Origin of the sequence: Ferdinandcohnia jepli (assembly GCF_047246645.1) — a bacterium.
Lineage (GTDB): Bacteria > Bacillota > Bacilli > Bacillales > Bacillaceae_L > Ferdinandcohnia.
The window spans coordinates 1-24,706 of sequence record NZ_JBFOKR010000019.1; the positions used below are offsets into that span (position 1 = coordinate 1).

19 protein-coding genes and 1 pseudogene are annotated in these 24,706 nt (G+C 34.2%); 19 read left to right on the plus strand and 1 reads right to left on the minus strand.

The window, feature by feature from the left end; translation table 11 throughout:
* Positions 1 to 235: 235 nt before the first annotated feature.
* From AB3M96_RS18785 to AB3M96_RS18795, 3 genes are all read left to right on the plus strand, one after another.
* The gene (locus AB3M96_RS18785; protein ID WP_412969150.1) at positions 236 to 706 is read left to right on the plus strand and encodes a 2'-5' RNA ligase family protein; all 471 of its coding nucleotides are present in this window, start codon (positions 236 to 238) and stop codon (positions 704 to 706) included.
* Between the two features lie 135 nt (positions 707 to 841).
* Complete coding sequence (locus AB3M96_RS18790) at positions 842 to 2,074, plus strand: carboxylate--amine ligase (RefSeq protein WP_412969151.1); 1,233 nt, start codon at positions 842 to 844, stop codon at positions 2,072 to 2,074.
* A gap of 228 nt (positions 2,075 to 2,302) precedes the next feature.
* A complete protein-coding gene (locus AB3M96_RS18795; RefSeq protein WP_412969152.1) occupies positions 2,303 to 2,788 on the plus strand; it encodes a GNAT family N-acetyltransferase in 486 nt (161 codons plus the stop codon).
* Between the two features lie 203 nt (positions 2,789 to 2,991).
* On the opposite strand, the pseudogene AB3M96_RS18800 reads toward AB3M96_RS18795, so the two are convergent.
* Positions 2,992 to 4,057, minus strand: a pseudogene (locus tag AB3M96_RS18800) (IS110 family RNA-guided transposase); the annotation flags it as partial.
* 693 nt (positions 4,058 to 4,750) lie between these two features.
* On the opposite strand from AB3M96_RS18800, the gene AB3M96_RS18805 reads away from it, so the two are divergent.
* From AB3M96_RS18805 to AB3M96_RS18880, 16 genes are all read left to right on the plus strand, one after another.
* A complete protein-coding gene (locus AB3M96_RS18805; RefSeq protein ID WP_412969153.1) occupies positions 4,751 to 5,320 on the plus strand; it encodes a site-specific integrase in 570 nt (189 codons plus the stop codon).
* Positions 5,321 to 5,427: 107 nt separating this feature from the next.
* Positions 5,428 to 5,772 carry a hypothetical protein gene (locus tag AB3M96_RS18810; protein WP_412969154.1) on the plus strand — a complete coding sequence of 115 codons (345 nt, stop codon included), beginning with the start codon at positions 5,428 to 5,430 and terminating at the stop codon, positions 5,770 to 5,772.
* Entirely contained in the window at positions 5,773 to 6,618 is an 846-nt protein-coding gene (locus tag AB3M96_RS18815) for a TnsA endonuclease C-terminal domain-containing protein (protein WP_412969155.1), read from the plus strand.
* Complete coding sequence (locus AB3M96_RS18820) at positions 6,602 to 8,728, plus strand: Mu transposase C-terminal domain-containing protein (RefSeq protein ID WP_489672279.1); 2,127 nt, start codon at positions 6,602 to 6,604, stop codon at positions 8,726 to 8,728. Before AB3M96_RS18815 ends, AB3M96_RS18820 begins: the two co-directional genes overlap by 17 nt.
* A complete protein-coding gene (locus tag AB3M96_RS18825) occupies positions 8,712 to 10,325 on the plus strand; it encodes an AAA family ATPase (RefSeq protein WP_412969157.1) in 1,614 nt (537 codons plus the stop codon). The genes AB3M96_RS18820 and AB3M96_RS18825 overlap by 17 nt, the downstream gene beginning before the upstream one ends.
* Positions 10,322 to 12,181, plus strand: a complete 1,860-nt coding sequence (locus tag AB3M96_RS18830) for a TnsD family Tn7-like transposition protein (RefSeq protein ID WP_371069662.1) — start codon at positions 10,322 to 10,324, stop codon at positions 12,179 to 12,181. Before AB3M96_RS18825 ends, AB3M96_RS18830 begins: the two co-directional genes overlap by 4 nt.
* 165 nt (positions 12,182 to 12,346) lie before the next feature.
* A complete protein-coding gene (locus tag AB3M96_RS18835; protein ID WP_412969158.1) occupies positions 12,347 to 14,605 on the plus strand; it encodes an ATP-binding protein in 2,259 nt (752 codons plus the stop codon).
* Positions 14,606 to 14,788: 183 nt separating this feature from the next.
* Entirely contained in the window at positions 14,789 to 15,115 is a 327-nt protein-coding gene (locus tag AB3M96_RS18840) for a DUF771 domain-containing protein (RefSeq protein WP_172942106.1), read from the plus strand.
* A gap of 92 nt (positions 15,116 to 15,207) precedes the next feature.
* Positions 15,208 to 16,080 carry a DUF5677 domain-containing protein gene (locus AB3M96_RS18845; RefSeq protein ID WP_371069664.1) on the plus strand — a complete coding sequence of 291 codons (873 nt, stop codon included), beginning with the start codon at positions 15,208 to 15,210 and terminating at the stop codon, positions 16,078 to 16,080.
* Positions 16,081 to 16,432: 352 nt separating this feature from the next.
* Entirely contained in the window at positions 16,433 to 16,996 is a 564-nt protein-coding gene (locus AB3M96_RS18850) for a GNAT family N-acetyltransferase (protein WP_172939078.1), read from the plus strand.
* 172 nt (positions 16,997 to 17,168) lie between these two features.
* The gene (gene merR, locus AB3M96_RS18855; RefSeq protein WP_019156603.1) at positions 17,169 to 17,567 is read left to right on the plus strand and encodes a mercury resistance transcriptional regulator MerR; all 399 of its coding nucleotides are present in this window, start codon (positions 17,169 to 17,171) and stop codon (positions 17,565 to 17,567) included.
* 56 nt (positions 17,568 to 17,623) lie between these two features.
* Positions 17,624 to 19,240: a mercury(II) reductase gene (gene merA / locus AB3M96_RS18860; RefSeq protein WP_217282435.1), complete on the plus strand. Its 1,617-nt coding sequence runs from the start codon at positions 17,624 to 17,626 to the stop codon at positions 19,238 to 19,240.
* Between the two features lie 239 nt (positions 19,241 to 19,479).
* Entirely contained in the window at positions 19,480 to 20,088 is a 609-nt protein-coding gene (locus AB3M96_RS18865; protein ID WP_019156601.1) for a class I SAM-dependent methyltransferase, read from the plus strand.
* Positions 20,089 to 20,107: 19 nt separating this feature from the next.
* Positions 20,108 to 20,476, plus strand: coding sequence for an ArsR/SmtB family transcription factor (locus AB3M96_RS18870; protein ID WP_019156600.1), 369 nt, complete (start codon positions 20,108 to 20,110; stop codon positions 20,474 to 20,476).
* Positions 20,469 to 22,598 carry a heavy metal translocating P-type ATPase gene (locus AB3M96_RS18875; RefSeq protein ID WP_019156599.1) on the plus strand — a complete coding sequence of 710 codons (2,130 nt, stop codon included), beginning with the start codon at positions 20,469 to 20,471 and terminating at the stop codon, positions 22,596 to 22,598. The genes AB3M96_RS18870 and AB3M96_RS18875 overlap by 8 nt, the downstream gene beginning before the upstream one ends.
* A 47-nt stretch (positions 22,599 to 22,645) precedes the next feature.
* Complete coding sequence (locus AB3M96_RS18880; protein ID WP_019156598.1) at positions 22,646 to 23,287, plus strand: CadD family cadmium resistance transporter; 642 nt, start codon at positions 22,646 to 22,648, stop codon at positions 23,285 to 23,287.
* Positions 23,288 to 24,706: the final 1,419 nt, after the last annotated feature.

Sequence of the window (24,706 nt, forward strand, 5' to 3'; positions counted from 1 at the left end):
AATAGCGCAAGCACGGTTCTGTGAGGGGGGAGGAGTACAATTTACCGTAAGGTAGAAAGGCTCCCTTCTACTCGACTTGTTGAAAAAGGAATTTGTTAGTCCTAAGAGAATTGTTAACAAATATATATAAGGATGTGAGTAGAAGTATGCAGTTGAACTATTTTTCGATGAGAAAATCGAAAATCATGTATTGGGAATATGGAGAGGTTTAAAAAAGAACAATATTACACCTAATATGGCAAATATAGAAGAAATTAGACCTCATATCACGTTAGCTGTATATAATTCGGAACTTCCTGTTGAAAACTATATTAATTCGTTTCGATTTTTCACAGAAAATTTAACGCAGATTGAAGTGAATTTCGATATTTTATCAACATTTCCACCAAACGAAAAGTTTCATACATCGGTTGTTTTTATGCCACCTACAATTACATCCCATTTGTATGAAACTCACCGCCAATTTTATAAAGAATTAATTAAATATAATTCTTTTGCAAATGAACTCTATGTTCCGGAACGCTGGAATCCTCATTGTACGCTCGCCATCGGATTAGATAAACAATCATTATTTAAGACCTTTGAATACTGCATTAGTCATTTCCGACCATTGGAAGGTAAGATTAAGGAGATTGCTTTAGTAAAAATAGACTTAGTTGATGGCATACCTATAAGTAAGACTATATTTTCAACTTTATTAAACTAACGGAGCAGGATAATTAAATAAAAAGTATTTTGACAGTGGGCTATTATGGTAATATGGGTTTTGTAAGATTATGTAAATGAAAGTAATTTGGTTATTTAAAATATTTTTAGGTACCTTTAACAAAGGAGATACACAGTGAAAAAAGAAAATCTTTTATCTAAGCAACAGTTCATACCAATTATTTTGGGAGCAAGTATTGGGGTTTATAGTACTGCACGTTCTTTTCATGAAGCTTATGGAGTAATGTCAATCAGTATCTGTAGATATTTAACGGGACAAATAAATCATTCTAAAATTATATTTCCGATTGTAGAGAGTGATATGGAGGACGAAGAAGTATTATTCAATTGTCTAAATAAAATTGCACATTCATACCCTGACACGCCAAAAATGATTATTGGTACGGATGAATGGCATATTGAAATGATTGTGAAATTTAGAGGTAAGCTTGATAATACTTGGATTATCCCATACACAGATAGTGATACATTACAGCGAGTAATTAATAAAACAGATTTTTATTATCTATGTGAAGAGTTGGGTGTTAATTATCCCAAGTTTATATCCTTAGGGAATAAACAGTTATTGGAGACCGAACTGCCATTTTCTTTTCCAGTTGTTGTAAAGCCAACTAGCAGAGTACTATATGAATCTTTAAAGTTTACAGGTAAGATGAAGGTATTTACAGCTCAAGATAGGACAGAATTGGACGAGATTGTAGTTTTGCTCAGGAATGCTGGATATTATGAAAACTTAGTTATCCAAGAATATGTCCCTGGTGATGACACAGCAATGCATATATTAACACTTTATATTGCTCAAGATGGTCAAACTAAATTAGCTTCTTTCGGACAAACATTACTTGAGGATCACACCCCTGGTGGCATAGGTAATCCTTTAGCAATACGGACTTTCCGTAATGATGAAGTTATTAAACAAGCTGAAAAAATAACGAAACACGTTGGATATGTTGGGTTTGCAAATTTCGACTTAAAATATGATGAACGAGATGGAAAGTATAAATTTTTTGAATTAAATCCCCGTTTAGGAAGAAGCAATTATTACTTGACCTCTGCAGGAAATAACCCCACAAGTTATTATGTGAGAGATTATATAAATAATAAAAATATGTTATATACCGTAGCAGAAAAAGAAGTATTATACTCCATAGTACCTAAGAAGCTATTATTAGGCTATATTAAGGAAAAAAATCTAAAGAACAAAATAAAGGAACTTTATAAAAAACGACTTGTAAAGAATCCATTGTATTATTTCTCTGTAGAAAAAAATCTAAAACGGTTGTTTTATATAGTCATATCAACTTTTAATTACTATAGAAAGTTTAAAAAATATCCTCCAATGAGTTGAATGGTTATGTAAACATTCTAAGCCATAACCCATATATGGGGATTTCGATTTTATTTATTCTAAACAGTTTATCTCTTAGATTGTGAAGAATTATACTGCGACCAAGGGTGCGTTGATTCAAGAAGGATTGCGCACCTTTTTGTTGAATTTATTGAACTAACGAAGCAGTAGAGTTGAAGAAGGAGTTTATACTTTTTAGTTTATAGGCGTATTAAAGGGGGACTTTAGATGGATTTTACCATCCGTAAGATGCAGTACGAAGATACAAAACAGGTTCAAAGTATAGCGAAAACAACTTGGAATGCCACATATGGGGGCATAATTCCCTTAGAAGTACAAAATAACTTCTTAAAATCAAATTACAGTGATGAAAGTATGAAACTACGTATAGAACGTTCTATTGTTTATGTTGTAGAAGTTGAGGGGAAAGTTGTCGGTTTTGCAAACTATTCCACAGTAAGGGAAGGTGGAAAGGTCGAATTGGCGGCTATTTATCTTTATCCAGAATTCCAGGGTAGAGGGATTGGTACTGCGTTGATACAACAAGCGGTTAATGAGTTAGAAGGTATAAAAAAAATTTATATAAACGTCGAAAAAGATAATAAGATTGGCATGAACTTTTATGAAGCTAAAGGGTTCGAAATAGTTAAAGAGTCTGATGTAGAGTTCGATGGACATATCTTAAAACAAGTACGAATGGTAAAAATAGTTTAATTATCAAACTAAGAGGAGCGTTGATCCAAGAAGGATTAATGCACTTTTTTGTTGAAGTTATTAAACTAAACCAGCTAATAGTTTGTCAATATTTTTCAATAAAAACTTAAAATATATCATGCTATACTAAAAATAAGCATGCTAAATAACCTTCCTTTAACCTAATTTTGGAAGGTTTTGTGTTGTTTAGTTAGATTTAGTGTTTATGCTATATCTTGGAAAGTTGTCTTTTTCTTTAAAAGGGCAAATATCCAATGTAAGAGTTTATTCACACAAGCTATTACTGCTACTTTAAACGGCTTTCCTTCATCCCGTTTCTTGTCGTAAAACTCTCGCATTCTTTTGTTACGAGGTATGATTTCATCGTTTGTTTTCTTTTTACGACAATCACGAATAGCACAACGAACGGCCATATACAGGGCGTGTCTAAGTCTGCTAGAGCCTCTTTTAGAGATTCGGTTTTTAGTGGCAGAAAACTTACCAGATTCAAAGACACTAGGATCTACGCCGGCGAAAGCTACAAGCTTTTTTGGGTCATTAAATCGATCTATTTCTCCAATCTCAGAGATAATCGTTGCCGCGATTTTTTCTCCTATACCAGGGATAGATTTGATAATATTATATTCTTCAATCTCTTTAGCGAGGGCATCTATTTCTGACTCTAACTTTGATAGGTGCTCTTTGTATTGAAGAATCATATTAATATACATATTAAGACTTAAAATATGACTTTGATAGACAGTCTTTTCAAAAGGATTTCGTGTGGCTGCAGCTTTAAGCGTTATAGCTTTTTCTTTTGCCCACCTGATTGATCGACTCTTACATACTTCAAATATCTTGTCTGTAATTACTTCTTCACTTGCTTTCAAAATATCCTCGGAAGAGGGGAACTCAGTAAGAGTTAATAGTGACACCACCGAATACAAATCTCCAAAGACACCTTTATATTCAGGAAATACTTGTTCGAGGACAGCCTGAAATTGGAGTTTTGTTTGAATCATAACTCCAGTAATATTTTCATGTTGTCTTGTAAGATTACGAAGGTTTAATAACTGGACTCCACGCTTTTTATAAGGCTCTAATTCCTCTTTATAAAACAACTCACAAAGAAGATATGCATCAATTACATCTGTCTTTACTTTTCTTAAACTCGATGTTCGAGCCTTGTATGAAATCAAAGGATTAATGATAATTAATTAATAAATAACCCCGTTCTTCCAAGTATTGAACAACTGGAGTTTGATAATGCCCAGTAGCTTCTAGAATTATAAGTGGTCTTAAACAAAAATGATGTGAAAATCTTTTTTTTATAATCTTTGGATAGCTAGAGCCATCCCTTTCATCAGATTCATTCCACAACCTGTTTATACACTCAAAGAAATGATCTCTTTTATTTTGATTGATACTTTTTCCATTATGACTCCAATCATCATAAAGACTAATTTCATCTTTGTAAAAGGATTGTAAATTGACCTCAAATAGATAAAGTCCAGACCCACTTGGTACTTTATTGATTTTGTTTTGGATCTCATTAAGACCATCATCCAAACAGAATTTTATTTGATTGTTTGATTTCTTAAATTCACTAATGACTTTTTCTGAAAGCTCGGTACTAATGCTGTCTAAAACAACATCGAATTCTTCTAGTAATTTTTGAAATTTCTTGTCCGTCACCTAAGTTTCCCCTCTTTATCCCTAAATTTCTAAAGGAAGTGATTGCGTGTATTTATTATTAAAAAACTAATTTAATAGTATCAATAAGAAATCAATAACTCCAATTGAATGAAAAGTTTAATATGTAACAACTAAATATTCCTGAATCTTACACAACCCTGTTGTGTAAACAAGGAAATCCTATAAAAACGGCATTTTTATTTTTGGATTTTGCCTCTAGGCTGTTGAATCTTACTCAAATAGAGATTTACAATGAATATGTAAGATTCATACAGGAGGTGAACTAAAGTGAAAGTTGTTCATCCGATTCGAGATTTAAAACAACTTGAAGCAGTGAAAGGATACCTTCGAGGGAAAAATAAAAGAGACTATTTGCTTTTTATGGTCGGTATTTCATCAGCTCTAAGAATTTCTGACATTTTGATGTTAAAGGTGAATCATGTGTGGGACGGTAGGAAGCCAACAGAGTTTATTGAAGTAAATGAAAAGAAGACTGGTAAATATAAGCGGTTCCCGATTACGCCAAATTTAGCGAAAAGTATTAAAGAATTTATTAGAGAGTTTCCTGATAAGAAACAGGAGGACTTCCTTTTTACCAGTAGAAAGGGAACCAATCAACCTATCACCAGGCAATATGCTGCATCAATGTTGAATGAAGCCTGTGATATGGTAGGGATAACAGAGAAATTCTCAACGCACGGAATGAGAAAAACTTGGGGCTATTGGGCTTTTAAGAAAGGCATATCACTTGATTACATATGTATAGCCCTTAATCATAGGTCCGTTGCGGAAACTAAAAGGTATCTTGGAATATTACAAGAAGATCTTGATGAATTGTACTTACAGGTTAATTTATAATAGAGGCATTTGTTGCTGACTTTGTTATACGGAGAAAAAAAACAATCCGTTTTGACAAAAGTCAACGCAACAAATGCTTTTTTATATTTAAGGGGGCTTACTATACGATGGACAAAATTAATGCTGTCATTCAATACATTGATGAGCATTATCATGATGAGATTTGCAAAAAACATGTAGAAAAATTGACGGGTTGTTCTTATGTTGATTTTGTTTCTGAATTCCAAAGAGTAACAGGGTCACAGTTCTTACGTTATTTGATCCGTAGGCAATTAACACTGATAAAAGAAGAATTATGTCGTACTGATATTTCACAGCATAAAAATTATTCTCCATTTAATGGTTGGGATGAATTTTCTAATCTTTTAAATGCGAATTCAAAACAACTGTTGATTCAGCAATTGATAATGAACACATTATTCTTCAAGAAAGAGGAAGTAGGGGAATACTGAATGATTAGAGAATGGAATGAAACAACTATAAATAGGTTCCTAAAGGAAAAACGAGGACAAGGAACAGGGAAGGACTATAAACCTTGGCTGCAAGTTCAAGACATAGCATCAAAAGGAAGATCCACTCGCATTTTTGGCCATACCACTCAAAGGGTTTACCATCTATTAAGCGATTTGCAGTTATATTACTTCTATCTATTGGAGTTTGACGACCTTGTTACTGACATAAGGGAGCAGTACCCTTTACTAGATTTCCATGACATGAATATCCAAGTGGATGAGGAGCTTACAAAGAAACTATTTGATAAGAAGACACAAGTACCACATATCTTTACGGTTTCTTTTTTTGTAACAAGGAAGGGGGAAAATGGAGAACCTTACTATCAAGCAAGAATAATTAAACAATCACAGGAGTTAGAGAAAAATGCAACCTTGCAAAGATTAGAACTACAAAGAAGGTATTTTGAAAAGAAAGGGATTGATTTTGGAATTGTAACAGAAAAAGAGATCAATAAACAATCAGCACGAAATATTGGTTGGGCATTGAACTCCTATGACATTCAAGATTACCCATCCCTTACATTGAACTTGCATCACTTGAAAAGGGATATGGTTCAGTATTTGACGAATAAATCCGATACATTTCAAGGCATCTTCTCCCGATTGGAAAAGGAATACAATTTAGATGAAGGTTTGGGACTAATCTTGTTTAAACATTTGATTGCCAAGAAAGAAGTGAGTATGGATTTGAGCAAGAAAATCTATTTGACTAATAAAATTGAAAATTATCATGTTGTATTTACTGGTGAAAATGGTGGTGATGTAAGGTATGCAGTTGGTAATTAATGATTTATTACAAAGCACTGAAAATCCCGAATTCATTCAAAGGGTAGTCTGGGTCGATAATGAGCATCAACTTTGTTTTCTTGTTGATGTCCGTGAACCGTCATTCCCTTACAGTGAGGAAATATACAATATAGAAACCTTGTTAAACAAAGGTAAGATTACGAAGGTTGCAACTGATCCATGGGCTATCAGCGTGAACGAAGAGGATTTATCTGAGATAGAAATTGAAAAACGGGATAAAGCATGGATGGTAATAAACCAAATCTATTTAACTCCTGAAATTTTTATTCCGAAGCTGAGATCAGAGCTAATAAAGATGGCTAGTAAGGATTTTTCCATTAGCACAAAGACCGTTCGACAATATTTAAAACGATATTGGTCAAGGGGGATGGTAAAGAATGCTCTCTTACCCGACTTTAATAATTGCGGAAAACAACTGGGAAAGGAACGTAAATATAACAAAAAAGCAGGAAGATCTTTCGCTTACTCTTCCTCTATTCAGAGAGCAGCAATCACTGATGAGTGGAAGAAAATCATTAGAATTAGCCTAGAAAAATACTACTTTATACGTTCAAAGCCTTCATTAAAATACGCTTATCAGCAAATGGTGAAGGAGTATTTTTCTAAGGAGGATAAAAAAACTGGCTATAAAGTGTTGGACATAGATAGACCAATTATTTCATATGACCAATTTTATTATTGGTATAGAAAGTGGTTTAAACCGGAAGAGGCCATTCATAAAAGAGAGGGAAGAAGAGAATTTTTACAAAACTATCGTGCTATAACTGGTTCAGCTACAGAAGACTCTATGGGGATAGGTACATATGCCATTGATGCAACTATTGGTGATATTTATTTAGTTTCAAGTTTTGATCGGAATAAAGTGATTGGCCGTCCAGTAGTTTATCTAACTGTAGATATATTTTCCAGGTGTGTTGTCTCTGTTTATGCAGGAATTCAAAATATGTCAAAAGAGTCTTTGAGGATGGCTCTTGCAAATGCCTTTGAAGATAAAAAGGAATTTTGCAAGCGGACACTCGATATGGATATTAATGAAAATGATTGGCCCATTCATTATCTTCCACATACTATTATGGCGGATCGTGGCAGTGAGTTGATTTCCAATGAATTAACACAAATCACGGAGGATTTAAACATCAAATTCCAAAACTTGGGTCCATACAGACCGGAGCTAAAGGCCGTATGCGAAAAATACTTTGATATTCTTCAGGATCACATCTCTCCATTCCTGCCAGGGGTGGTCCAAAAAGATTTTATGAAGCGTGGAGGAAAGGATTACAGGAAGAAAGCAGTGTTAAACCTAAACGAGTACGTCCAAATTTTAGTCAGAACGGTTCTATATTATAACAATCATAATTATTTATCGGACTACCCTTTAACGCAAAGTATGATAGCAGAAAAAGTCCCACCAATACCGATTGAAATATTTAAGTGGGGTTTGCGTAAAGGAACTGGCTTACTGAGGACTATGCCTTTAGATGCAATCAGAAGTAATGTTTTACCTAAAGCCAGTGCAAAAATCACCCCGAAAGGAATCAACTTTGGAGGTCTTTATTATACTTGTACAAAGGCATTGAAAGAACGGTGGTTTTCTAAGGCTCGAATACAGGGGAGTTGGAGCATGGGGGTGCATTATGACCCTCAAGATTTATCCAATATTTATATCCGCATAGATAGACTGAACTATGAAGTTTGTTCATTAATCGAGCAATACGAGATGTATCGTGGTGCGAAGATGGAAGAAGTTGTGAGTTTAAAAAGTGAAAGAAAGCAACAAAAGGCAGAATATGAGGAAAGCAGCTTAAATGGAGCAATTCAATTAGCTCAGGACATAGAGGAGATTGTTAAAAAAGCGAAAAAAGAGGCTAACAATCAAATTTCAAATGGTGAGGTTCCTAAAGATATAAAGAATATTAGAGAAAATCGTGAAAAAGAGAAAGAAATATTGAAAAGGGAAAAGCAAACTGTGGTGAATCAAAATAACACTGAAAAGCAATCGAACAAAGTTAATCATGATACTGAGCCGGTAAAAGTGTTGGATATTTTCCGTAAGAAACAAAAGGAAGTGCTTTATGATGGAGATAATTGAATTACATAATGGAACCCAAGCACAAGTTGCAGAATATAGGGAGCAAGAGATATTGGAATATCAAGGCAATCCTCTTATAGAGGCTTTGCCTCCAATCTATTCTCAGGAGGAAGTCATTGACCGCCTAAGCATGTATCCTCCATATAATAAGGAAGAAAGATATTTGAATGATCACCAGAGAGTTCATCTAATTTCTAGGTTGCTGCATTATTTTCAAGCTATCCCAATCCATCTAAGAATTGAGTCATCAATATCTAGGTTGATTAGAACAGGTTATACCTATCGCAATCCAGTAAGTTCTACTTATGCACAGACTTTTGTGGATAACTGGAATAATATACAAAATAAGTCTTTTGATAAGTCTATTATCCAGACAGGACAAACATTGAGTATTTTGGGGGTCTCTGGTGTAGGAAAAACACGTACATTACAGCGAATCTTGCAAACCATTCCACAGGTCATTTCTCATGTTTCGTATAAAGGGCAAGCCTTAAATCACTATCAAGTAACCTATTTAAAAATTGAAACCCCTTTTGATGGCTCGGTAAAAACCATTATTTACGATTTTATGTATCAAGTAGATCTACTTCTAGGCTCCAACTATTTTAATAGATACGTAAACAGTCATTTGTCAACAAGTCAGCTAATGCCTATCATGGCTCAGATTGCTAAAAGTGTAAACCTAGGTATGTTATTCCTGGACGAGTTACAACATATAAAGGGTATAAAAAGCTCTAGCTCAGCACAGATATTAAACTTTTTTACAGCGTTAATCAATACGATAAATATACCTCTTATAATGGTTGGAACCCCAAAGGCAATGGATGTCTTACAATCACAGTTTAGACAAGCAAGAAGAAGCACTAATATGGGGAACATCATGTGGGATCGCTTTGAAAAAGATGCTATTTGGGATTTATTTGTTCAGGGAATGTGGAAATATCAGTGGACAAAAGAGGAAGTACCCTTTACAGAAGAAATTTCTTCAACCCTATATAATGAGTCTCAGGGAATTGCTGACATCGCAATTAAGCTCACTATGATGGTACAGCTACGTGCCATTAGTAGTGGTGAGGAAAAGATTACCACTGCGTTAATTAAACAAGTGGCTCAAGAAGAATTAAAAATGGTTCAGCCTATGCTAAATACATTAAAGAGCAAGGACTATAGCAAGCTAGCAAAATATGACGACTTAATGCTACCAAATATTGAGGACTTTATTGAACAAGAACGAATTATTGTCGATCAAAAACAGGTAATTAACTCACTCCAAGAAGGAGCCAAACGGAAAAATGAGCAAGTGCAATTAATTGATGACGCTGTTTTCCGTTTAGGGATGCTAGGTTTTAAATATGATGTTGCTATTAAGGCAGTACAAAAAGTTGTTTCAGAGAACAATCAATTAAGGGATTTATCACAAGTCGTAAAAGATGCTTTTCTTCTATTAAATAATAATGAAAAAAGTATGGATAAAGTAATAAGTAACGACCTAAGAACCATTATAAAAAACGGGAAAGAACAACAAATAACTGCTTATCAAAAATTACTTAATGCTGGAGTAATTAAGCAGGATTACCCTGAGCGTGATGTTTCATGATTATACAATTTCCAACCCCGTATCCTGATGAACTTTTATATAGTATTATTGCTCGGTATCACATCCGATCAGGAAATGTCTTTTGGAAACACACATTGGAAGATTTATTCGGTAAGAGGACGATAAGTGCTTCGGTATTTTTGCCATCTGGAATGGGCTCTCTTGTTCAGCATTTACCTAAAAACACGACATTGAATGAACAGGCACTTGTAGAGAAACATACAATGTATCCATTCTATACAGTGTTCTTACCAACAGAAAAGGCCCAATCCATTTACGATTCTATGATAAGTAATGACGGAAAAAAGATTTATATGCAATCGGGTATTATGGCAAGTTCAATACCACAAAACAAGTATTTAAAGTATTGTTCTGCTTGTGCCAAAGAAGATATTGAAATGTATGGAGAATTATACTGGCATCGTCTACATCAGTTGCCAGGGCATCTCATTTGCTCAAAACACGGTTTATGGCTTGAGGACAGTCAAGTACCCGTGACACCTCCTAATAAGCATGCTTTCGTATTACCAACTCCGGATAATTGTGATTTGAAGAAACTGAGAAAAGTTAATGCAGATTTACTAGAATACTTCAAGAAAATCATTATTCAAGCAGAAAAGTTATTGAATAACCAGTTTGGGAATACTTCCTTTGAACATTTCACAAGGTATTATCATCACCACTTAATTAATAAAGGTTTTTCTACCTTTAACGGTAGAGTGTATCAGGGGAAAATACATGAAACATTTTGTACGTATTATCCTGAAGAGTTTTTGAAAAGCCTTAATGTGAAAGTCGTACAAGAGAATTCATGGTTAGCAAATATTACTCGAAAACACAGGAAATCATTTCATCCATATTATCATATATTGCTGCTGACTTTACTCGAATTGAATGTTGAATCAGTATTTAAGAATGATTCATTAGGAAACTATCCTTTTGGTAAACCCAAATGGCCTTGCTTAAATCTCGTTTGTCCTATGTATAAAAAGAATGTTATTGAGGAAGTTACTATTAGAAGTTGCGAAAAAACCAAGAAACCAATTGGAAGATTCACTTGTCCTGTTTGCGGTTTCGCCTATACAAGGAAGGGTGAGGAGCAAGAACTAGGTGAACGGTATAAGTATACCCGTATTATGGATTTTGGCTTCATTTGGGAAAAAGAGCTGCAATCACTACTTGGGGAAAATCTGAGTTATCGAGAGATTGCTCGTAGGTTGAATGTTGATGTTGGAACAGTGATTAATTATAGGAACGGTAAGAAAAATAAAACAATTTCGAAGGAAGAGTCTCATTCAAAGAAGGCAGTATTGGAACAAAAACGTCAAATTTGGATAAGGTTACAGCAGGAAAAACCAGATCTATCCAAAACAGAAATGAGAAATCAAGATTCCTCAACATATGCTTTTTTATATAGGAATGATAGAGAATGGTTAAACAATCATTCGCCAAAATTACGAAAGACTAATAGTGAAAATAGGAAAGTAGATTGGGAGAAAAGAGATCAAGAAGTATTAAAGAATGTTCACAGATCAATAAAGGATATACAAAACAAAACTGGTAGGCCAAAACGTATTACGATTAAAAGTATTGGTGATGTAATCGGAGAAAGAGCGTTATTGGAACAACATCTGGATAAGATGCCTAGTACCAAAATGTATATAGATACTGTTTGTGAATCAGAACAGGAATTTCGTTTACGGAGGATAAAACATGTCGTTGAGAGAATGAATGAAGTGGAGGAGGAGATAGTAACCTGGAAGGTACTTAAAAGAGCTGGGATTAAGAAAAAGTTCCATGATGAAGTAAAGAAGTATCTTAATAGTTTGTTAAATGTCAAAAAGGAGCAACCATAAATATTGGTGCTCCTTTATTAATTTGAGGGAATAATTTTAAGAAAGTAAAAAGATGTTGAAATATGTAGGTACTTAATATCGACTTGTAAAACTTTTCCTGTAAAATAGTAAGTATATGTTGTCAATAGGCAAAACAAATAAATAATAGAGGTTAGGGGGATTTGCATGATTAATAAGATTAAAGTAAAAGAAGTTGCAACCTATGACACTTCTGGAATTGAGGTAAATCTAAGAAAAATCAATTACATTTTTGGTAGTAATGGGACTGGAAAAACAACAGTTTCAGAGTTACTAAGAAATCAGGGAGATTTTCCAAGTTGTAATATTGAATGGGAAAGAGATAGGTTAAATTATAGCGTTTTTGTCTATAACAGGAACTTTGTTCGTGAAAACTTCAGTATGCGTAATGACATAAAAGGGATTTTTACTTTAGGTAAGGAATCTACTGATTTGTTAAAAAAGATAGAGGAAATATCGGAAGAAATAGACAGGCACGAGGATAAGATTGAAACCTTGGATGGGAAAATTAAAGAAGTGGGCGAAAGGTTAACCAATCTAAAAGCTGAATTTATGAATAAATGCTGGGAGTTAAAACTAAAATATGACGAACATTTCAAAGAAGCACTTACTGGTGTACGTAATAATAAAGATAACTTTATGCTAAAGTGTGTAGAAGAAGCCAAAAATAATGATGGTGTCCTTTTTAGCTTTGATGAATTGAAAAAGAGAATTGATTCCGTTTTTAAGGGTTCACAAGAGAAAATAAGCACGATTCGAACTATTGAATACAATGATTCATATGAGAAAGCCCCGATATTTGAAACAAAAATAATAGGAAAAAGGGATATTGACATTGCAGACCTTATATCTCGTTTGAACATCAGTGACTGGGTTCAACAAGGGCATCAACATTTGAAAAACACAGATGGTGTATGTCCATTCTGTCAACAAGAATTGCCACAAAACTTAGAAGGAAAATTAGAAGAATATTTTGATGAAACATATACTGAACAGTTACAGCTCCTTAATTCATCCTCAGACAAATACATCACTGAAATCCAAGGTATTATCAATAATCATCAGTTACTTTCCGAGGGTAGTATACCTTTTGTTAACACAGAAAAAGTAAAAAATCTATTTGAATTAATAATTTCTACTTTTAAGGAAAATAAACTAAAACTTGAGAGAAAAAGAATTGAACCAAGTAGTAGCGTTACATTAAGCTCAATAAACGGTTTTATTGGTGAGATTAATGAAGAGATTGGACAAGCCAACTCACAAATAATTGAGCATAATCAAATTATCGACAATTTAACTGAGGAAAAAGCTAAGTTAATAAAAGATGTTTGGCGTTATATCATTGAAGAAAATGAAAGCGACTATGCGAGTTTTGTAGATAAATCAACAAGAGAAGGAAATACTTTAGAAGGTATGAATAAAAGATTGGTAGAACTTAATGGCCATAGAGATAAACTGAAAAAAGACGTTATTCAACTTCAAAATCAGCTTACGAGTGTTCTGCCTTCTATAAATGAAATCAATAAACTGCTAAAATCTTTTGGATTTACAAACTTTAAATTAGCTGAATCGAATGAGAAAGGTAAATATAAGATTGTTCGTGGAGATGGAGTAGAAGCAAACGAAACACTAAGTGAAGGCGAGATGACCTTTATTACTTTCCTCTATTTCTATCAGCTTATTAATGGTAGTAATGAACAGGATAAAGTAAATACGAAAAGAGTAATTGTTATAGATGATCCCATATCAAGTCTCGATAGCAATGTATTATTTATTGTTAGTTACTTAATTAATAGTTTAAAGAAAAGGATTAGAGGTAATGATTTAGTATTTAAGCAGTTGATAGTATTGACCCACAATGTTTATTTTCATAAGGAAATAACTTTCAATAAAGGTATGAGTAATAAAAAGCAGCATGATGAAACTTTTTGGGTTCTTACAAAAGTAAATAATGTGTCACGGATCAAAGAATATGAGGAAAACCCTATCAAGAACTCGTATGAGTTACTTTGGAAGGAATTAAAGGAAAACCCAGATTCAATAACAACACCAAACATAATGAGAAGGATATTGGAAAACTACTTTAAATTCTTTGGTAATATTGATGTCAGCGAAATCGTCGAGAAGTTTCCAGATGAAGACAAAATCGTTTGTAATTCGTTACTTTCCTGGGTTAACGATGGATCTCATCACGTTAATGATGATTTGTATGTAGATAGTAACCAAGAAGCTAATAGAGCATATTTTGATGTGTTTAGGAAGATTTTCATAAATTCAGATCATGAGTCTCATTTCAAAATGATGATGGAAGGCGTTGAGTTTGAAAAAGAAGAAGAACCATCTAAAGATATAGCTAGAAATGAAATACAAGAGGCAATGCGGCAAGCTGCCGTTGGTCGTGAATAGAGATTGGATAATATCGAACGAGGTTGGTATTATCTCGGCATAAATACGTACTTTTCTATGATTTGAAAGAAAAACTCCGAATGTTGAAGTAATGTATGTAATCTAGCGGGTTCATAAATAGAGTAATAGAGCGGTACATAAAACCATGTATAAGTAAGACAGAAAATATAGGGTGATCAAATCTTGCAAAAACTAAAAGCAGAAATAGAAATAACAATTCCAAAGGATCTGATACTTATTACACGAGTTGAGTATGAGGAATTAAAACAAAGTGAACTATCGGGTGTGTATTGGTGTATGAAAGACCTAGAAAAGCGTATCAATAAAAAATCAGAATGGATAAAAGAGAATATTCTATATCCTGAAAGGTTTAGAAAGATAATTGATATTAACAATGGTGGGTTTGTTTATTATCCCCAAACAAAGGGTCAACAATGGTCTTTTCAAGCTACAAAAATGGCTGTTTTTTTGGATAATAATTTTGGAAGAATATTTAGTGAAAAACTTTGAGTTTACTATTGATTAGGTTGCTGTACTTTGTTAACTGTTAATCAGTATTCCTTATGGGGAGATTTTACGAATAGCTCGGATTGGAGAAGAATATGACCGAAGATCAAAAACTGTATGTAAACGAGTTAAATAAACTAATAAACCAATTTATTTTACGGTCTAAGAAATTCGTTGAATGGTCTGCATTTTCATATGGAGCAGCAGACTTGTTACGTCAAGCAGAACCAAATAATAAATTCACTTATGACCATGAGTATTTTAATTTTACTAAGAGCACTAAAACATTAATAAGTGTTCGAAGTTTATTAAAATTGGGCCATAATGAAGATGTTTTAATTCTTGTAAGAAGCATATTTGAAAATTATTTAAGCAGTCGATATTTGAATGAAAATGAAGGGGATTTCAAAGAATTTACTCTTGTTAACCTAAAGTTATTCAATAAAGAGTACATATATGATTCAGAAAAGAATGTTATTAGAGACCGTAACGGTGCTTTAATTACTGAAAGATTAAATCCAAATAAATTTAAAATCGGAGATGATAAGAAATATTATAGTATATTCTATGATTTACTATCATCTGTGGGACATAGTAATTTTGGAATAAGTAATCTTTATTTGGATGAAGGTTTAGGCTTTACGATTAAAAAAAATAACTACCCAGTAGTTACTCGTTTTTTTGTGGTATTTGTATTTACCAAACTATTTGAACATATTGTTACAGTAGAAGGTGAGGATTTTTACGATTTAAGAGAAGAAAGACTTTGCTATGAGCTAGTTAAGGATTCTCTAGTTTATCAGGATCAATTATTGCTTCAATTAATAGATGCGGTTACAAAAGAATCAGCTACTAATCCTAATAAACCTAACTATTTTAATAAGAAGATTAAAGAAATGTTTAAGGGTATGCGTAAATCTTTACGAGAAGAATTGGGGAGTGTGAAGAAGGATTTTCTTACTGTATGAAGGTAGAATAAGTTTTCCTTCGATATTTTTTCTTATTTCTATTAGATCTCCCTGCATAGTCCCTTTCCCCATGCTAAATAGTTAGTATCCTAACGGCAAGGAATCGGGGAAGAGAGACGGAGAAAACAATAAGAAGGTCGATGGTTTTCCAAACATCATTGATTAGGATTTTTCAATATAGAATCAATCCAAATTTAGGCTGGAGCCAAGCAAGGCCCAGTCTTTATGTTTTCTGTTGGATACCTTATTAATCAATAGCCGATAAGGATTCGCTATGGTAAGTTTAAAGAGGCATAAGTAGTGATATTTTAATAGGTGAACTCAGATGAAAAAGTAGGAAAGGAGTACATATATGTTTGATTTTATTTTTGATTTGGATAGACACAGGAATAAAAGACAATATTCGAAAGATAAAATAAAGGATATAGACTTTCTATTGCAAACGGAAATTAAAAAAATTGAAGAAGACCCCGAGAAGTTTATATTAGATGTTTTACATAAAAATGAAGAGCATATCATCGTTTACCGTGCTATTTTTGATCAAGAAGAAAAATTTGGACCGTTTTTTATTGGACTTAAAGTAATTCATAAAAAAGGTATCGTTTTGAACCGAATCCGATTGAGTGCTACATACAACAGTGAAGATACAATAGAGATTGGTGATATAGAAGTTTTTGGAGAAAATGAAGGTAGGGGTTACGGATCGATTTTGCTCCATTCATTAATCTATTTTGCTATAGAGAATTCTGTAAATACAATTTCAGGTTGGATTTCCCATACAGACAAGGATCATTTTGATAAGCTAGATTATTTCTATAAAAAGCATGGATTTGATGTAATTTGGGGTAATGCGAGTATCATTGCAAATAAAGCAGCAGACATTATATGGACTAATTCTTATAGTTTGTCTCAATAGAGATGGTTAATTCATTGCCGCCCAAATAATGATAGAGCGTGATGTACTTACAAGAACTCTGTGAAAAAATATACTTAAAGTAACGGGCAGAATACTTGAGGAAGAGAAATTTAATATTATACTTGACCGTGTACTAAGGTACACGGTTTATTATGTTATAGGGGTGAATAATTTGAGTTACCAAATTAGTGTGTTTGCCGAAAAATCCGGTGTAAATAAAGAGACAATTAGGTATTACGAAAAAAAATTATTATTAAAAGAACCTTCCCGAACGAATGCAGGTTATCGGATATATTCAGATGATGATATTAAGCGTGTAAAATTTATCAAAAGACTGCAAGATCTTGGCTTTTCATTAAGTGAAATATATAAATTACTTGGAGTTGTCGATAATGATGAAGTTCGCTGCAAAAATATATTTGAATTTGTATCAAAAAAAGAATTAGAAATTCAAGAACAAATTGCAGATTTAAAGCGTATTGAGTCAATGTTAAAGGACTTAAAAAGTCGATGCCCAGATCAAAAGGCAATACATCAATGTCCTATTATTGAATCTTTAATTTTTGATTGATTTTATAAATAGAGGAGGAAGAAAAGGTGAAAAAATATCGGATTAAAATCAACGGAATGACCTGTACAGGCTGTGAACAACATATTGATGCTGCTTTAAACAACATAGGTGCTTTAAATATAGAAACCAGTTTTAGACGTGGTGAATCGGTATTTGAAATACCAGATGATGTTAATGCTGAAAATGTAAGACAGGCAATTAAACAAGCAAAATATCAACCAGAAGACATAGAAGATATTTCAACACAGAAGCTGAAAGATACCGAGTTAGATATTAAAAGTGATTACGATTTACTTATCATTGGTTCAGGTGGGGCAGCTTTTTCTGCTGCCATTAAATCAACTGAATATGGGGCGAAAGTGGGGATGATTGAACGTGGAACTGTTGGTGGAACTTGCGTGAATATTGGCTGTGTACCATCTAAAACGCTTCTTAGAGCAGGAGAAATCAAACGTTTGACAAAAGCAAATCCGTTCACAGGGTTACAAACTTCTGATGGAGAAGTTGATTTAGCCTCTTTAGTGAATCAAAAGGATGAATTAGTAAGCGAACTTCGGAATCAAAAATATATAGATTTAATTGATGAATATGGCTTTGATTTAATAAAGGGTGAAGCTAAATTTGTTGATGAAAACACAGTTGAGGTAAATGAGCAGAAACTTTCTGCAAAACGCTTTTTAATCGCAACAGGTGCTTCACCATCAATACCAACAATTCTGGGACTTGAAAAAGTGGATTATCTAACAAGTACAACCCTACTAGAATTAAAAAAGGTTCCTAAACGGTTAACTGTCATTGGTTCAGGATATATCGGATTGGAACTTGGACAACTGTTCGATAATTTAGGTTCAAAAGTAACGCTTATACAAAGAAGTGAGCGTCTTTTAAAAGAATATGATCCAGAGATTTCAGAAGCCGTAGAAAAGGTTTTGACAGAACAAGGTATAAACCTTGTGACAGGTGCTACCTATGAGCGTGTAGAACAAGTTGGAGATGTAAAAAAGGTTTATATAACGGTAAATGGCAAGAAAAAAGTCGTGGAATCAGAACAATTACTTATTGCAACAGGAAGAAAACCAAATACGGATTCTTTAAATTTAAGTGCAGCAGGGGTTAATGTTGGAAAAAGGAACGAGATCCTAATAAATGATTATGCTCAAACAAATAATGAGAAGATTTATGCAGCAGGAGATGTAACATTAGGTCCGCAATTTGTCTATGTAGCAGCCTATGAAGGAGGGGTTGTAGCTGATAATGCGATTGGTGGGTTAAATAAAAAAATAGATTTATCCGTTATACCTGCTGTCACATTTATAAATCCATCCATTGCAACAGTTGGGTTAACAGAAGAACAAGCAAAAGAACAAAGATATAAAGTAAAAACATCTGTATTATCTTTAGATGCTGTTCCAAGAGCGATAGTAAATCGGGAAACAACAGGTATTTTTAAACTTGTTGTAGATGCGAAAACATTAAAAGTATTGGGGGTTCATATCGTAGCTGAAAATGCAGGAGATGTGATATATGCAGCAACATTAGCCGTAAAATTTGGGTTAACAGTTGAGAATTTAAAAGAAAACCTTGCACCATATTTAACAATGGCAGAGGGATTAAAATTAGCTGCTCTTACATTTGATAAAGATGTATCGAAATTATCTTGTTGTGCAGGCTGATTTCAAAATCGGGTATACATATACAAGAAGAGGAGCTGTCAATACGATTGCTCCTTTTTTAATTGGGAAAACCAATTTCTTTTTTTGTTTTATCATTCAAATATATACTTGAATGTTTCTGAAGAAAAGAGTATATTATATTCAAGTGAATACTTGAATGATGGTAGAATGTTTATATGAATAAGAAAGATACTCGTAAGTATAACGAAGGAAAGCTAATAAAAAGGGGATGATATAGTTTGAAGTTAAATAAGTTTGAATTTTTCCTTATGAATAATCCAATGAGACGTTGGTTACAAAAAAACATTGAATTGAAAACCTTTAAAGAGTTTTTAGGCAAGCACAATTTTTCTTTAGAGGGAAAAGTAATATTAGATGCTGGTTGCGGATCTGGATATAGTACGAAGTTAATAAATCAATTTTCCCCTGCTGAACTTTTAGGATTCGATTTAATGCCTTCACAAATAAAAAAGGCAAAACAAAAATATCCTGAGTTGAATTTTTTTGTAGGTAATGTTTTAGAAACACAATTGTCTTCTAATAAATTTGACGCTGTGTTTGTTTTCGGTATTTTACACCATATTCCCCAATGGAAAGATGCTATTACCGAACTCTATCGAGTATTAAAGCCTGGAGGGACACTTTTAGTTGAGGATTTGAATAAGGATGCCTCTCGCTTCTTTGCAACCTATTTTAAATTAGATCATCCCCCAGAAGCCTATTTTACATGGGAAGAGTTTACTGATCATCTTAGGGATACAGGATTCGTTATTTTAGAACAAAAAAGGATTATTTCAAATGGTATTGGGTCTTTCCTGTGCTTAAAAAATGATGCTAATAACGATTAATAGTGAGGAGTAATATGAAATGAGTAAAAGAGATACTTGTGAAATTTACTGTTATGACGAAGAAAAGGTAAATAGAATACAAGGAGATTTAAAAACAATTGATATTGTTAGTTTGGCCCAAATGTTAAAAGCTATTGCTGATGAAAATAGGGCAAAAATCACCTATGCCTTGTGTCAAGATGACGAACTATGTGTGTGTGATATAGCAAATATTGTAGGGGTTACTGTAGCCAATGCTTCCCATCACTTACGAACTCTTTATAAGCAAGGGGTTGTGAAGTTTAGAAAAGAAGGAAAACTCGCATTTTATTCGTTAGATGACGAACATATCAAGCAGATAATGATGATTGCGTTAGCACATCAGGAAGAGGTGAAAGTCAATGGCTGATCAACAAGCAAAACTATCTGAACAAGAAATGAAAGCATATCGTGTTCAAGGATTTACTTGTACAAACTGTGCAGCTATTTTTGAGAATAATGTTAAAGGATTAGCTGGGGTAGAGGACGCAAAAGTTAATTTTGGTGCATCTAAAGTGTATGTTAAAGGAAATACAACGATTGAGGAACTAGAAAAAGCAGGAGCATTTGAAAACTTAAAAATTAGAGATGAAAAAGAACAAAAGGTTAAGCATGAACCTTTCTGGAAGCAAAAAGAAAACATTAAAGTGTATATTTCAGCCATCTTGCTTATCATTAGTTGGTTTTTAGGAGAGCGATACGGGGAGGAGCATATTCTTCCGACGATTGGTTTTGCAGCATCCATTTTAATTGGCGGGTATTCGCTATTTATTAAAGGTCTGAAAAATTTAAGTAGATTACAGTTTGATATGAATACGCTTATGACCATTGCCATTTTAGGAGCTGCAATCATTGGTGAATGGGGTGAAGGTGCAACGGTTGTTATCCTATTTGCCATCAGTGAAGCATTAGAACGTTATTCGATGGATAAGGCACGCCAATCTATTGAATCTTTGATGGATATTGCTCCAAAAGAAGCGTTAATTCGCCGTGGAAATGAAGAAATGATGGTCCACGTTGAAGATATTCAAGTTGGCGATATTATGATTGTTAAGCCTGGTCAAAAATTAGCTATGGATGGAGTTGTTATTAAAGGTACATCTACATTAAATCAGGCTGCCATTACTGGTGAAAGTGTTCCAGTAACCAAAACAGTTGATAATGAGGTTTTTGCAGGAACATTAAATGAAGAAGGATTATTAGAAGTTAAAGTAACCAAACGAGTAGAAGATACTACTCTTTCAAAAATTATTCATCTTGTAGAAGAAGCTCAAGCAGAGCGAGCACCTTCTCAAGCGTTTGTCGATAAATTTGCGAAATATTATACACCAGCGATTGTTATATTGGCTCTTTTAATTGCCGTTATCCCTCCGTTATTTGGCGGTGATTGGAGCGAATGGGTTTATCAAGGTTTAGCTGTATTAGTGGTAGGTTGTCCTTGTGCCCTGGTTGTTTCAACACCTGTTGCTGTTGTTACAGCCATAGGGAATGCAGCGAAAAATGGTGTTTTAATTAAAGGTGGTATCTATTTAGAAGAAGCAGGACACTTAAAGGCGATTGCCTTTGATAAAACAGGAACATTAACAAAAGGTTTTCCTGCTGTAACCGACATCCGAACTTTTGGTGGAAATCAAAATGAGTTGTTGTTAATCACAGCAGCTATTGAAAAAGGATCACAGCATCCACTTGCTTCAGCGATTATGCGAAAAGCAGAAGAAAATGGATTAAAATTCAATGATGCTTCAGTCGATGATTTTCAATCTATTACGGGTAAAGGTGTTAAAGCAAAAGTAAATAACCAAATGTATTATGTAGGAAGCCCAAATCTTTTTGAGGAATTACACGGAAGCATTGAACATGATAAAAAACAAACTATTGCTGAGATGCAGACCCAAGGAAAAACCGTTATGGTGTTAGGAACAGAAAAAGAATTACTTTCATTCATTGCCGTGGCTGATGAAATGAGGGAATCGTCCAAAGAAGTCATCGGTAAATTGAACAATATTGGAATCGAAACAGTAATGCTGACAGGTGATAATCAAAGAACCGCAACTGCCATTGGAAAACAAGTCGGGGTTACTGATATTAAAGCTGACTTACTTCCAGAAGATAAGCTGAATTTCATTAAAGAACTTCGTGGGAAACATCAAAATGTAGCAATGGTTGGAGATGGTGTGAACGATGCTCCTGCATTAGCAGCATCAACCGTTGGTGTAGCAATGGGTGGTGCTGGAACGGATACAGCATTAGAAACTGCCGATATTGCCCTAATGTCAGATGATTTAAGAAAATTGCCTTACACCATTAGATTAAGCCGTAAGGCCTTGGCGATCATCAAGCAAAATATTACTTTCTCTTTAGCGATTAAAGCTGTGGCATTACTGTTAGTGATGCCTGGTTGGTTAACGCTATGGATAGCGATATTTGCCGATATGGGAGCAACATTACTTGTAACACTGAACAGTTTACGATTATTAAAGGTAAAGGAATAGTATTGTGAAGTCTTGGGCAGGCTTCACAATAACTGGAGATGACTAAAATGATTTTAACTATTATATATGCAATTGGAGCATTTCTAGTAACAAATATTGATGATATTTTCGTTTTGATGTTATTGTTCTCACAGGCGAAAACAGTAACAAGCGATGGCAGGAGTGCTATTCATGAAAAAGGTGTTTCTCCTAAGGACATCGTAGTTGGGCAATATTTAGGATTTTCATTGTTGGTTTTAATCAGTCTGTTAGGGACATTTGGCGTTATGCTCATTCCTGATAAATGGGTGGGATTGCTTGGCTTAATCCCAATTTACTTAGGGATTAGACTGTTCATAGAAGGCGAAGATGAAGATGAAGGTGCCATCCTTTCAGGTTTGGGAAAGTTTAAAACATTTGCCCTGAGTGTGGCATTTATCACGTTTGCCAACGGTGGAGACAACATTGGTATTTATGTTCCGTTTTTCTCTACCTTAAACACTAACGAATTAGTTATTACATTAATCACGTTCCTGGTTATGGTGGCAATCTGGTGTTTCCTTGGGTATCGCTTAGCAAGGTTTAGGTATATCTCTGAAACCCTTGAGAAATATGGCCGTTGGTTAATCCCGATTGTTTTTGTAGGCCTTGGAATATACATTATGATGGAGACAGGAACCCTTGGTGCTATCTTGGATTTATTTAATTAAAAACTAGCGATACTTAAAGTGTTTCGCTGGTTTGTTGTAGGCTGCCACGATATGGATATAGAGCTTCTATAATCTTATTCTACATGATACATTATGAATCATTGTACTTAACTATAGGATACTTTGACAGAATAAGAGTTTGAGTTTATACCAGCCTTCTTACTTCTTGATTCTTTTTTCTATTATATCTCCCTGTTACTTTCCCTTTCCCTCTGCTAAAAAGTCGGTACCTACTGCTAAAAAGTTCGTATCCAAATGGCAAAGGAAGCGGGAAGAGCAGCGGTCAGATCTTTATGTAATCAATCTTTATTCAATCGGTTTTTTCAATCAAAAATCAATATCAATTCAGGGCGGGTCCAGTAGGACTTCGTCCTTTTCTTTTTGTTCAATATCCTCTCAATCCCTTGTCCAATAGCGTGTTCAGTTGTTTTTCATATCGTTTTCTATACAGTTCGAAAGAACACGGGAAAGAAGAAAGAGAGTGCTGAGGAAAGAGGTTTTTTCAGGCTCTTTTTTCATGTTTTTTCTTATTTCTGTTCCCGTTCAGAGAACATCTATTTAACATTGTCTGAATATTCGATACAAGCCAGAACAGAAAAAAGAGGACAAAAATGGGGGTTTTGGGGAAGAACAATAAAGCATATTGGAAGGAAGAAAAAAGGCGAGATAAGAGGAAAGAGGCTTAGAGCTGCAAAGGTTCGAGGGAGGTGAGGGGGAGACACCGACATTTTAGCAGTTGAATACTTCCTGTTACTTTCCACTTCCCCACGCTAAAAAGTCGGTACCTACTGCTAAATAGTTGGTATCCAGAGCAGAAGGAAGAGTGAGGAAAAAAGAGCAGGAGAACAATATGTACTCAATCAATAATCAATCGTAAAATCAATCAAAATTCGGGGCTGGATTCAATATGATCCAGTCCTTTTTCTTTTGTTCAATACGCCTTCAATCCCTTGTCCAATAAGGGTTCCAAACATCTTTTCTCAATTTCTCTTGTGTCTATTCTGTTGTTTTCCACACTATATAAACCCGTAGGGTTTCAATACTTTTTCGGCAGTTTCTTTGCATTTTTTCCATTCTTTTCTCTTGATTCTTCTCACAGTTCGGTACGAACTTAATAACATTGTCCGAATATTCGATACAACCCAGAAAGGAAAAAGGAGGGCGAAAATGGAGGTTTTGGGGAAGAACTATATAACATAATGGAATGAAGAAAAAAGGCGAGATAAGAGGGAATGGGCTCAGAGCCGCAAGGGTTTGAGGGGAGTGTAGGGACGAAACCGACATTTTAGCAGTTGAATAGCTCTGCTGTGGCCTTTAAAGGCTCACTTTCCCCGAGTATTCAACGAAAATTCAGTACTTTCCTTGCTTACTAACCAAAGTTCAGATTTGAATCCAACCTCCCAGTTTTGGCCGCATAAT

What these genes read in the sequence shown, in the direction of transcription:
- AB3M96_RS18830 (WP_371069662.1), top strand. Translation starts at nt 10,322, where the DNA reads ATGATTATACAATTTCCAACCCCGTATCCTGATGAACTTTTATATAGT.
- AB3M96_RS18810 (WP_412969154.1), top strand. Translation starts at nt 5,428, where the DNA reads ATGGACAAAATTAATGCTGTCATTCAATACATTGATGAGCATTATCAT.
- AB3M96_RS18875 (WP_019156599.1), top strand. Translation starts at nt 20,469, where the DNA reads ATGGCTGATCAACAAGCAAAACTATCTGAACAAGAAATGAAAGCATAT.
- AB3M96_RS18845 (WP_371069664.1), top strand. Translation starts at nt 15,208, where the DNA reads ATGACCGAAGATCAAAAACTGTATGTAAACGAGTTAAATAAACTAATA.
- AB3M96_RS18870 (WP_019156600.1), top strand. Translation starts at nt 20,108, where the DNA reads ATGAGTAAAAGAGATACTTGTGAAATTTACTGTTATGACGAAGAAAAG.
- AB3M96_RS18785 (WP_412969150.1), top strand. Translation starts at nt 236, where the DNA reads ATGGCAAATATAGAAGAAATTAGACCTCATATCACGTTAGCTGTATAT.
- AB3M96_RS18880 (WP_019156598.1), top strand. Translation starts at nt 22,646, where the DNA reads ATGATTTTAACTATTATATATGCAATTGGAGCATTTCTAGTAACAAAT.
- AB3M96_RS18825 (WP_412969157.1), top strand. Translation starts at nt 8,712, where the DNA reads ATGATGGAGATAATTGAATTACATAATGGAACCCAAGCACAAGTTGCA.
- AB3M96_RS18850 (WP_172939078.1), top strand. Translation starts at nt 16,433, where the DNA reads ATGTTTGATTTTATTTTTGATTTGGATAGACACAGGAATAAAAGACAA.
- AB3M96_RS18815 (WP_412969155.1), top strand. Translation starts at nt 5,773, where the DNA reads ATGATTAGAGAATGGAATGAAACAACTATAAATAGGTTCCTAAAGGAA.
- merA (WP_217282435.1), top strand. Translation starts at nt 17,624, where the DNA reads ATGACCTGTACAGGCTGTGAACAACATATTGATGCTGCTTTAAACAAC.
- AB3M96_RS18835 (WP_412969158.1), top strand. Translation starts at nt 12,347, where the DNA reads ATGATTAATAAGATTAAAGTAAAAGAAGTTGCAACCTATGACACTTCT.
- AB3M96_RS18820 (WP_489672279.1), top strand. Translation starts at nt 6,602, where the DNA reads ATGCAGTTGGTAATTAATGATTTATTACAAAGCACTGAAAATCCCGAA.
- AB3M96_RS18795 (WP_412969152.1), top strand. Translation starts at nt 2,303, where the DNA reads ATGGATTTTACCATCCGTAAGATGCAGTACGAAGATACAAAACAGGTT.